Here is a 9546-nt window from a genome sequence, read left to right as displayed (position 1 = left end):
AGGTCTATTAAAGTTACCCTTTTTCTGAAAAACATATCGAAATCTTTTCAAAAATCATCTTGACATATCACCAGATTGCTCCTCACGTTGTTCGTTCCTTCTCGTTGCTTTCTGAAGCAGCTGGGATACTGCCTCCCGCAGCTGATATTCCGTCACAGGCTTCACCAAAAAGGTGTCCGTCTGCATCCTGCGGCTTTGGGGTTCAAATTCTGCCTGGTCGCTGATCCACAGAAGCGGGACATCCCTGCTGTAGCCTCGTATGCTCATGCAGAAATTCATCCCTCTGGCTCCGTCCTCCATGACCACCACAGCATCATAAGGCCCATCCCGCTGCATGGCATAGGTACAAAATACGCCGTTATCAAAGCGGTCTACTTTGCCCAGCTTCATCAGCAAAGCGGTTTCTTTTTCTTTCTGGCTATAACTGCATAGCGCAATTCGCATGTTCGTACCTCCATTTCGTGATGGGTTTTATCGCCTCATATAGCTCCTGATCACTACAATCTATGGAGAGGAATGCCGGGATATGAAGCTGATACGCGATCAGGGCGAAGTTTTCATCATCACTCCACCAGACAAGCGGTACTTCCGGTGCCAGCTGCTTTGCCTGAATGGCAGCCTCCAATCCCCTTGCCCCGGTCATTGCGATGACAACCGCATGGTAGCGGCTCCGCCGCAGCGCCTGAGATAGCTGCTTCTCATTCCATAGCTCGTCGATGACAAGCTGTCCGTCCCCTTCAAAAAGGGAGCGCAGCCTGCTTTCAAACCATTCCACATTTCTTAGCTCCGTACAAAGTGCGATTTTCATGCTGAGCCTCCTTTCCTGAAAAGAAAAATAAAAAAACCAGACCTTCTCATCGGAAAGTCTGGTAGTATAATTAGAGTAGCATCTTGTCAAGAGAAATGCAACCAACTTTGTTTAAGACGCAGGTTTCCTGTTTAAGACGCAAGTTTTTTCCTGCGGTTTTATGTTATACTCATATTGGATTATTGTGCAAAGGAGATGGTACGATGCAGATTGCGATTGTGGATGACAGAGCAGAGGACAGAGAAGAACTGTCTGCCTGCCTGGAAAATTATATGAAAAAGCATCAGCTGGACTACACGCTGACAGAATTTGAGGACGGAGAGAATTTTCTGAAAGCTGCCGCCCAGGTCAATTTTCAGCTTGTCTTTATGGACATCTATATGGAGAACATGGATGGAATAGAGGCCGCCAGAGGGCTGCGCCAGAAAAACAGGCTCTGTAAGATCGTTTTTCTGACCATTACAGAAGATTATGCCCGGATGGGGTACAGCCTGTCCGCCAGCTATTATCTGCTGAAGCCGCTTTCGCTCCATCAGGCAGAATTTGAAGAAGCGATGGAGCTGTGCCAGCTAAAACCGCCCTATGAAGTGATGACACTTTCGGTTATGGCTGACCGTCAAAAGCTGGAACTTCCCACAGAGAAGATTCTATACATAGATTATCAAAACCGTATGACACGGATTCATATGGCGGAACGCGTGATACCGGTAAGCGGAGGTTTTCAGGAGGTCACTGCCGCATTGCAGAAGGACAAGCGTTTTTTGCCCTGCTACCGGGGCGTTTTAATCAACATGGATTATATCAGCCAGGTTGACAGTCAGACCTTCCGTTTGATAAACGGGGAGAATCTTCCGATTGCTCTCCGCAATGGAAAACAGCTGCGGGAAGCCTACCGTCAATATGTTTTCTCTGGAATGGGGGGTATCGTATGAGAATGAAGCAAATACACAGGCGTATTCTGGGGGGCTGTCTGACCTGCCTCCTCTGCTTCACCGGCAGTATCCCCGCATTTGCCGCTGAAACTGCAACCCCAGCCAATGCCGATGAAAGAACGGAGATTCTGCCGGATTTAGAAAGCGAGGCTTCGGAGACACTGGATAGCGGAACCCCGGAAACACCGGAAGCACCGGAAGAAGTATCCCTCGTCTTTGTCACAGAAATACAAAATGAAGGCGAACTGCGCTCCCTGCCAGATTTCACCCTGCCCCTTAGAACCACACCGTCTGATGATGACCTGGAGGAAATTTATCAGCTGGCCCTTCAGTATCAAACCGTCTGCGCCACTGTAACAGCAGGTGAAAAAATCCGGCAGGAAACATTTTCTGTCGCATGGGATTTTTCGGCCATTGACCAGACCACTCCGGGCGAATATACCGCAGCAGGCCGGATTGAACTGCCGGAGGGGTATGCCTTTGGTGAAACTGTATTGCAGGAGCTTCAGATTTCCGTCCGGGTGGAAGAAATGCCGCCTGCTGTCATTACTTCCATAGAGAAATGGTATCCTTATACGGACGCGTTTGCGGTTCAACAGGGCAGCGAAACCGAAACGCTGGAAAATTTGTTTGCCTTTTCCCCTTACTATCTGGATTGCTATACGGAAAATGGAACCAGCTGCACCGCTGTGGTGGAATGGGATTTTTCCGGTATTGATTTGAATACTGTGGGACTGTACCATGCCATGGGAAAGCTGACCGCACCGGAAAACACTGCGTTTGCAGAGGGAATTGCTTTCCCTGAAATCTCAATTCCTGTTTCTGTACAGGCTTCAGGCAGACCGGACATTAACTGCTTTCTGGCTTCCAGAGGAAACCTTCATTTTCCCTGGGTCACACCGCCGGGGAAACTGGATGAGATCAGCGTATGGCTGTCCGAAAACAACGGTTCATGGAACCGTCTGGAAAGTGGCGTTTATGTGGGTCAGGAAATGCTCTCTATTGCCACCCGTCTGCTGACGCCGGGCAGCAGTTACCGCCTTCAGGTCGATTATGACGGCGGACAGACCGGCATCCTGTCCTTGACCTACGCAGATGAAATTGTCCTTGAAGGGTATCACGATGGCGACCGGGATGGAGGGGATGCAGGCGGAAATCCACCCGATACCATCATTCAGCCGCCTCCCGAACATACCGACGATCAGGATGACGGTTTCACAGACAGTCCCCCTACGCAGCCTTCAAGATCGCCTGCAACAAATGACGGTGGAATGGATTCCGATGATTCTGAAAAAACACCACCGGTCAGCGGAGAAAATGATCCTGCGGATCATGAACCATCCCACAAGCCTTCCGAGCCATCCTGGGATGGAAAAGACGATTCCGATGAACCGGCCATACCGGAAATCGAAGCGCCAGTTGTATCAGGTCAGCCAGAGAAAGATACCGCTTTACAGCAGCCCCCCAAAGTGCAGACGATTGCCGGCGCTCCAGAGCTTACCGCTCCCGATCCTGCCCGGAAGCTTTCAGAAAACAGGAAAGAGCCGGTGCAAAGCATTATGACCGTTCCCCCGAAAAATGCGGATTCCAAAAAACCTGTTTTTTCAGAGTTCTTCGATGAAACCACCGACCGGATTTCCGGCACACGCTTTTTGATGATGCTGCAAACAGGGGAGCAAAGAGCCGTCTTTTCCAAACAGGGAATCACCATCAGCATACCCAAAGACGCCTTGCCGGAGGGTATCCAAAACGAAGATCAGATTGAAGTCATCATCCAAAAGGATACGGACGGCGGTTTTTCTTTTTCGTTTTCCATCAACGGAACTGTGCTCAACTCCCTGCCGGATGTTTCTGTCATGCTGCCCTATCCAAATGACCCGGCAGACGGCACATTGTTCCTCGGTGATGAAAGCGGCGTGGAAATTCCCATGATCGGCTATGACGATGCGGCGAAAGCCGCTTCCTTTCAGATCAGCCATACAGGGACTTACACCATTGCAGTAAAGGAAGATACCGCTTCCCTGGCACATGCCGCCGACACTGAGCATAGCCGGTCGCCCATACTCCTTTTGATTCCGGCTTGTCTGCTTCTTCTGTCTGCCGGTGAATTGTTCCTAAGGAGGAGGCGAAAATAAGATGGTATCTTCTGTGGTAAAAAAATATGCCGCTTTATGTATGGTCTGCCTGTGTTCATCCCTGTTTTTTCTTGGCCTGTATCAGTTTAATAATAAATATAGCCAGGACACCATTCAGGCGGCAAATGGGATTCTGGCGCTTTCTGAGGAAGAACTTCAAAAGTCACCGGTGCGCTTTCTGGTATCCGGCTGGGCGTTTTATCCTGACGCGCTTTTGACCCCGGAAGAAATACGGGATGAAAGCCATTATATGCGCTACCTTTCCATTGGAGCGCAGACCAATTTCTCCAGCCCTGCAAACCCTTCTCCCTATGGCTGCGGGACTTACCAGATGACATTCTTCCTGCCGGAACGGAAGGAAGCGTATGCACTGGAAATCCCGGAAGTGTTTTCTGCTTACAACCTTTATCTGGATCATGACCTGATCCTGCAAATGGGGGAACCTGCACAGGGGACACCATTGGTTCAAAACCGCATGGTCACTTTTCATGGCGGAAAACCGTTCACACTCACCATAGCGGTCAGCAACTATGACCACTTTTACGGAGGGATTGTTTATCCGCCTGCTTTCGGAACGATGCTGGCGGTAAATACAACCAGAGGAATCCGGTTTGCATTCTGCCTGTTTGGCTGTACGGTTACCTTTGTCTGTGCGCTGCTGTCCTTTTATTTCAGCCGCCGGATGAAACAGAACAATACATCCCTGTTCGGACTGATCTGCCTTGCCATGTGCGGTCTGTCATCCTATCCTGTGCTTCATATGCTGGCTGCTGTTCCCATATTCCCCTGGTACACGATGGAACTGTTCTGTATCTATCTGGTTACCTGGCTGATCGTAGTTCTGCAAAACCGGATATGCAGGCCGGGCTTCCTGCCTGCGGCCATCAGCAATGGGGTGGGCGCTGCGTTCCTGGTATATGCGTTTGTGTATGGCATGATGGCTTCCCATCTCTCCCTTGGAGCGATTCGTTTCTTCTCTGCATCGGTCTTTTGTTATAAGGTGGCATCTGCACTCTATCTGCTTATCATCGCTGTGCTTGCCATTCACAGAGGAGAAAAACGGAGCAGGCCGATCTTCTATGCTGCGGCAGCCGCAACCTGCGCCTTTATATGGGATCGCCTTCTGCCGGTTTATGAGCCGGTTATCGGCGGTTGGTTTGTGGAATGGGGCAGCTTTTTCATAGCAGCCGCCATCGGTTATTCCCTCTGGCGCGATGTGGTAGAGGGGTATGGAAACAGCCTGATTTTTCAGGAAGAACGCAAGCAGGTCGTCCGGCAGCTTTCTATGCAGATCGAGTACAGCCGTCAGGTTTCTGAAGCAGCGGCAGAAAACAGAAGGCTGATTCACGACATCAAACACCATCTGCGCACCATAGACCGCATGGCCTCTGAACGTGGGCAGACGGAGATCTGCTCCTTCCTGTTACAGGTAGAGGAACAGGTTGCGGCAACATCGGGGCACTCCCCTGCCCAGTTCTGCAAAAATCCCGTTGTAAATGCGCTGATTGAATACTACTACGGCATGGCGCAGACACAAGGGACAGAATTTCAAGTGCGGCTCGATCTTCCCGATCAGATGCCGCTTACCGATGTGGAACTGTGTACGGTGCTGGGCAATCTTTTGGACAATGCCGTTGAGGCGTGCAGCCGCCAAAAGCAAGGGGTGCACCGCATTTTCATTGCAGGCGAAACCAAAGGCAATATGTACTTTTTGAAGATTGAAAACACTTACGACGGTCTGGCCTTGCAGGAGGGAAAAACATTCCTCTCCCGAAAGGGTACATCTGCTGATCATGGAATCGGGCTTTCCTCTGTCCGAAAAATCATTGAAGGCCATGGCGGTGATCTCGATCTTGTTCCCGGTGAGGAATCCTTTCTTGTTGGAATTACAATACAGATGTAAAAACTGTTTTTTGAGGCGCATTCAGATACGCTCGTTGGGGCCACCCCAAACCCCGGCCAGCCCGCTTTTGCTGGTCTGGCGAACACGCCTTACGGCGTGGCTTTTCGCTCCCTTACGGCGTGGCTTTTCGCTCCCTTACGGTCGCTGTTCCTGCCACGAAAATATTGTTTTATACCTATAAATCGTCCTCTCACTGACATTGTTCCACTTTGCAATTTCTACCATTGTCATGTTGCGTCATTTTTTACAATAGCTTTCATACAATCGAAATACCGCTGTCAACGATGTCACAACATCCACACATCTCTCAAATGCTACATTCTCTTTTGCATGATCATAATATTTCTTTCTTATTTGTCCGCCCTTTCTGTGCTTAAATTGCTTTGGCAGCCAATTATCGTTATCTGCTTTCAACAAATCATACACATATATTTTATTCGGCTTTCCTAATCCCTGATCGCCTTTGGTGTACTGATACTTGTTGTTATCTTTAGGGCATAAAAAAAGCAGACACATGGAATATTTCCACATATCTGCTTCTTTCATTGCGTGTATTCAGTTTTATATATTTGCAACTATATACTTTTATAGTAATCCTTATGGATTAAGCCACTACTCCATATCCATATTGCTTAGCTGCCTGATCTGGTCTCTCCTGCTATAAATAACTGCTGTTACCTGAACTCTGTTATTTTCATCATCAACTCAATAGTAAATCAGGGAATTTTTAACAACAATCTCGCGTACTCCCTCAGTCCTCCATGGCTCTTCATCAATCAAGGCATGTTTTTTCGGAAAACTCGACAACTTAGTAATCTCTGCTTTCATCTTGTCAAGCAGATTATCTGCTGCATCCGGTGCCATTAGATCATTTGAAATATAATGCACTATCTCTTTCATCTGCTCTAATGCCAGCCTTGTTACCCTTACCTCATATTCATTCATGCACTATATTTCCGACTTTAATTGATTAAAAGCCTCATCAACAGATACAGAATCGTTCTTTTTTGCCTGTGCAAGCCCGGTCTGCATCATCGTATCAAATTCAGCTTGTGTTATAGAATCTCTTGTAACAAGTTTATCCGGAATATCAAGTGAAAATGGTACTCCATCACGCATAATAACCTGTCTGTAAGTCATATCTATGAATACAGATACAGGAATTCCAAGTCTGTCAAGAATTGCCTCTGCCTGCTCTTTTATATTCGGTTGAATTCGCGCTGTTACATTTGCAGTTTTTGTTGCCATAGTATGCACCTCCTGTTTCTTATAGTGTACCACCATGTATTGCTTTTTACAACACAAATATTTTTAACTGCTGCAGTCAATCTTTTTCCATCCAATTCAATGCGCTCTGTGCAATAACGTCATCATAAAAATCATCTTCCGAATCAGCATTATCATCTGTATCTGCCTGCTGTTGTATGATAGATATTGCATCTTTGTTAGCCTGCATAGCTGCCAGCATGCTGCCAACCATGCTCATAACCTCTTTGTTTGCTTCCTGCCTTGCTTCTTCTCTTGCCTCCTGTCTGATCCGCTCCTCTATGACAGCCATTTCCTCAGTTGATATAAATTGAGGTTCTTTCCTTTCCTTCGGTTCTATCAGTGCTTCCCGTCCAAAATGTTCTATATAATAAGTTGCCGCATCTATAAAGAACTGATTCTTTAACTTGAATATATCCATATCTAGTTCACTTAGAACCTTATTAATATTAACATGCGCAGGATTAACATCACTTTTCTTAATCTTTCCTTCCGGTGCATCTGCCCAGGTGGTTAATCCCATATGCTCTTTTGTGTAATCAGCTCTTTCCACGATCAGTTCAGCCGCCGTATATCCATGAACGGCATAATGCATTTTATTCTGAACGGTCGCATAAAATCTTCTCGTCGTTGCAGAATTTTTATCATAGTCAATGGCTGTCGCATGCTGTCCTGCTGATCACCTACAGAGGCAACATAGGTCGGGTATTCCGCTGCGCTTGAGCGGATGGTTATCTCATCTTTTTTCTTTGCCAAATGAAGTGCCTCCTTTAATCATCAAAATGCGTTTTCGCTATTGTGTTTAGCTGCTCAGCTATTTCCGCAAACGGTTGCATTGATTCCGGAGTCCTTCCGCACGGACGTACTGAAGGAAACACTAGATTCCAAGGGAGTGCTGATTGAAAACTCCGAGGTGGAGCTTGCAGCATTTGCGCTCCTGTTCGAGTTTGATGGCGACCAGAAGCACATTCGTCATGTGCTGTATAACTGCTCCGCTTCCCGTCCCGGCATCGAAGGAAAGACGAATAAGGATTCCAAGGAGGTGCAGACGGAGAAGCTGTCTCTGAAGGCGGTACCGCTTGCTAATGGTATGGTGAAAGCAAAGACCGGAAATACCACGGATGCCACCACCTATGCTGATTGGTACAAGGCGGTATATGTGCCTGCGGCAGAGAGCGATGTCGCAACGCAGTCGCAGTCTGCAGCGAAGCCTGCGAAGGCAGTAAAGGAGTGATTGGATTATGAGTATGATTCAGAAGATTGAGATTGACGGAAAGCAGGTGCCCTTCAAGGCATCTGCCGCCATTCCGCGTATTTATCGCATCAAGTTCCACCGAGATATCTACAAGGATCTCGATGTGCTGGGAAAAGCTGTCGGAAACGGGGATGAGGGTTCCTCCCACCTCGATATGTTCTCCCTTGAGATGTTTGAGAACATCGCCTACATCATGGCAGAGCATGCAGATCCCACCATCCGGACAGCCCGGAGGAATGGCTTGATGAGTTCAGCACCTTCTCCATCTACCAGGTACTTCCGAAGATTATCGAGCTGTGGGGGCTGAATGTCCAGACGGATGTGGAGTCTAAAAAAACTTCACGCAACAGATCGGCCGATGACCACACCCTTGTTTCTGCTTCGCTGCGTACAGCTCGGCATCTCCATCCGAGACCTTGACCTTCTCACGATCGGTATGGTGAATGACATGTACACAGAAAGCGGCAATGATGAGTACAAAGGCTATGCGCAGATCGCTACACAGATGGATTTTGATGCATTTTAGCAGAATTTATGTGTCTTATATAATGACAGTGTATTGACATTAGAGGTGCATTTGAGTATACTATACTTGAATGGAGGTGTTCTGTATGGCAACAACTAATTTAAATATTCGTACAGACAAGGCAATCAAGGACCAGGCGGAGGAAATCTTCAATGAGCTTGGTCTGAATATGACAACTGCTATAAATATATTCCTGAGAACCGCTATCCGTGAGCATGGTATTCCTTTTGAATTAAAACTGGAAGTACCAAATGATACGACAGCCGCTGCCATTGAGGATGGCAAAAAAATGATGAAGGATCCTTCTGCTCCGCGTTATTCCAGTATGGATGCGCTCAAGGCAGCTCTCGACGTATGAAATACGACATTCAGTTTACCAATCAGTTTAAAAAGGATTTGAAGCTTGCCAAAAAGCAAAATAAAAATCTTGATAAGCTGTTTGAGGTAATCGATATTCTGGCGAATGGCGGTACGCTGGATGCAAAATACAGGGATCATGACCTTACAGGAAACTATAAAGGCACGCGTGAGTGTCACATCGAACCGGACTGGCTACTTATTTATGAGATTTGTGGAGATGTTCTTGTTTTGATGCTTTATCGCCTTGGTTCACATTCTGAGCTGTTTAAGAAATAATCCCAAAATCGGAAGTTAACAAAGGAGTACGAATAAATGAAAAAAGCAGCTATTTCTTCCATTATTGCTATTATCTTGGGATACC

General features: G+C 47.3%; 11 protein-coding genes and 3 pseudogenes. 8 read left to right on the top strand and 6 right to left on the bottom strand.

Annotated features, from left to right (window positions below):
- Positions 1 to 54: 54 nt before the first annotated feature.
- Together M72_RS10020 and M72_RS10015 are read right to left on the bottom strand one after the other, a co-directional pair.
- The gene (locus M72_RS10020; protein WP_055068126.1) at positions 55 to 444 is read right to left on the bottom strand and encodes a response regulator; all 390 of its coding nucleotides are present in this window, start codon (positions 442 to 444) and stop codon (positions 55 to 57) included.
- Positions 419 to 808: a response regulator gene (locus M72_RS10015; protein ID WP_055068125.1), complete on the bottom strand. Its 390-nt coding sequence runs from the start codon at positions 806 to 808 to the stop codon at positions 419 to 421. The genes M72_RS10020 and M72_RS10015 overlap by 26 nt, the downstream gene beginning before the upstream one ends.
- 203 nt (positions 809 to 1011) lie before the next feature.
- On the opposite strand from M72_RS10015, the gene M72_RS10010 reads away from it, so the two are divergent.
- Genes M72_RS10010 through M72_RS10000 form a run of 3 tightly spaced genes read left to right on the top strand, consistent with a single transcriptional unit; the run spans position 1012 to position 5778 of the window.
- Positions 1012 to 1740: a LytR/AlgR family response regulator transcription factor gene (locus M72_RS10010; protein ID WP_055068124.1), complete on the top strand. Its 729-nt coding sequence runs from the start codon at positions 1012 to 1014 to the stop codon at positions 1738 to 1740.
- Positions 1737 to 3875, top strand: a complete 2139-nt coding sequence (locus M72_RS10005) for a hypothetical protein (protein WP_055068123.1) — start codon at positions 1737 to 1739, stop codon at positions 3873 to 3875. Before M72_RS10010 ends, M72_RS10005 begins: the two co-directional genes overlap by 4 nt.
- Position 3876: 1 nt before the next feature.
- Positions 3877 to 5778 carry a sensor histidine kinase gene (locus M72_RS10000; protein WP_055068122.1) on the top strand — a complete coding sequence of 634 codons (1902 nt, stop codon included), beginning with the start codon at positions 3877 to 3879 and terminating at the stop codon, positions 5776 to 5778.
- Between the two features lie 237 nt (positions 5779 to 6015).
- On the opposite strand, the gene M72_RS09995 is transcribed toward M72_RS10000, so the two are convergent.
- The 4 genes and pseudogenes from M72_RS09995 to rhuM all read right to left on the bottom strand — a co-directional run.
- Positions 6016 to 6324, bottom strand: a complete 309-nt coding sequence (locus M72_RS09995; RefSeq protein ID WP_055068121.1) for a hypothetical protein — start codon at positions 6322 to 6324, stop codon at positions 6016 to 6018.
- Positions 6325 to 6483: 159 nt separating this feature from the next.
- Entirely contained in the window at positions 6484 to 6723 is a 240-nt protein-coding gene (locus M72_RS09990) for a type II toxin-antitoxin system RelE/ParE family toxin (RefSeq protein ID WP_055068120.1), read from the bottom strand.
- Between the two features lie 3 nt (positions 6724 to 6726).
- The gene (locus tag M72_RS09985) at positions 6727 to 7026 is read right to left on the bottom strand and encodes a type II toxin-antitoxin system RelB/DinJ family antitoxin (protein WP_055068119.1); all 300 of its coding nucleotides are present in this window, start codon (positions 7024 to 7026) and stop codon (positions 6727 to 6729) included.
- A 76-nt stretch (positions 7027 to 7102) separates the two neighbouring features.
- Positions 7103 to 7711, bottom strand: a pseudogene (rhuM, locus tag M72_RS09980) (RhuM family protein); the annotation flags it as partial.
- A gap of 162 nt (positions 7712 to 7873) precedes the next feature.
- On the opposite strand from rhuM, the pseudogene M72_RS09975 reads away from it, so the two are divergent.
- From M72_RS09975 to M72_RS09960, 5 genes and pseudogenes are all read left to right on the top strand, one after another.
- Positions 7874 to 8278: pseudogene (locus tag M72_RS09975) on the top strand (major tail protein); the annotation flags it as partial.
- Positions 8279 to 8285: 7 nt separating this feature from the next.
- A pseudogene (locus M72_RS09970) lies at positions 8286 to 8635 on the top strand (hypothetical protein); the annotation flags it as partial.
- Positions 8619 to 8825, top strand: a complete 207-nt coding sequence (locus M72_RS17370) for a hypothetical protein (RefSeq protein ID WP_206541826.1) — start codon at positions 8619 to 8621, stop codon at positions 8823 to 8825. The pseudogene M72_RS09970 and the gene M72_RS17370, both read left to right, overlap by 17 nt.
- A gap of 85 nt (positions 8826 to 8910) precedes the next feature.
- The gene (locus M72_RS09965; protein WP_055068118.1) at positions 8911 to 9183 is read left to right on the top strand and encodes a type II toxin-antitoxin system RelB/DinJ family antitoxin; all 273 of its coding nucleotides are present in this window, start codon (positions 8911 to 8913) and stop codon (positions 9181 to 9183) included.
- Entirely contained in the window at positions 9180 to 9461 is a 282-nt protein-coding gene (locus tag M72_RS09960) for a type II toxin-antitoxin system YafQ family toxin (protein ID WP_008706593.1), read from the top strand. The genes M72_RS09965 and M72_RS09960 overlap by 4 nt, the downstream gene beginning before the upstream one ends.
- Positions 9462 to 9546 lie beyond the last annotated feature (85 nt).

It is taken from the genome of Roseburia faecis (assembly GCF_001406815.1).
Lineage (GTDB): Bacteria > Bacillota > Clostridia > Lachnospirales > Lachnospiraceae > Roseburia > Roseburia faecis.
The sequence above is the reverse complement of the archived record's forward strand: the minus strand, read 5'-3'. Positions and strand labels throughout refer to the sequence as shown.

What these genes read in the sequence shown, in the direction of transcription:
- M72_RS10020 (WP_055068126.1), bottom strand. Translation starts at nt 444, where the DNA reads ATGCGAATTGCGCTATGCAGTTATAGCCAGAAAGAAAAAGAAACCGCT.
- M72_RS10015 (WP_055068125.1), bottom strand. Translation starts at nt 808, where the DNA reads ATGAAAATCGCACTTTGTACGGAGCTAAGAAATGTGGAATGGTTTGAA.
- M72_RS10010 (WP_055068124.1), top strand. Translation starts at nt 1,012, where the DNA reads ATGCAGATTGCGATTGTGGATGACAGAGCAGAGGACAGAGAAGAACTG.
- M72_RS10005 (WP_055068123.1), top strand. Translation starts at nt 1,737, where the DNA reads ATGAGAATGAAGCAAATACACAGGCGTATTCTGGGGGGCTGTCTGACC.
- M72_RS10000 (WP_055068122.1), top strand. Translation starts at nt 3,877, where the DNA reads ATGGTATCTTCTGTGGTAAAAAAATATGCCGCTTTATGTATGGTCTGC.
- M72_RS09995 (WP_055068121.1), bottom strand. Translation starts at nt 6,324, where the DNA reads ATGAAAGAAGCAGATATGTGGAAATATTCCATGTGTCTGCTTTTTTTA.
- M72_RS09990 (WP_055068120.1), bottom strand. Translation starts at nt 6,723, where the DNA reads ATGAATGAATATGAGGTAAGGGTAACAAGGCTGGCATTAGAGCAGATG.
- M72_RS09985 (WP_055068119.1), bottom strand. Translation starts at nt 7,026, where the DNA reads ATGGCAACAAAAACTGCAAATGTAACAGCGCGAATTCAACCGAATATA.
- M72_RS17370 (WP_206541826.1), top strand. Translation starts at nt 8,619, where the DNA reads ATGTGGAGTCTAAAAAAACTTCACGCAACAGATCGGCCGATGACCACA.
- M72_RS09965 (WP_055068118.1), top strand. Translation starts at nt 8,911, where the DNA reads ATGGCAACAACTAATTTAAATATTCGTACAGACAAGGCAATCAAGGAC.
- M72_RS09960 (WP_008706593.1), top strand. Translation starts at nt 9,180, where the DNA reads ATGAAATACGACATTCAGTTTACCAATCAGTTTAAAAAGGATTTGAAG.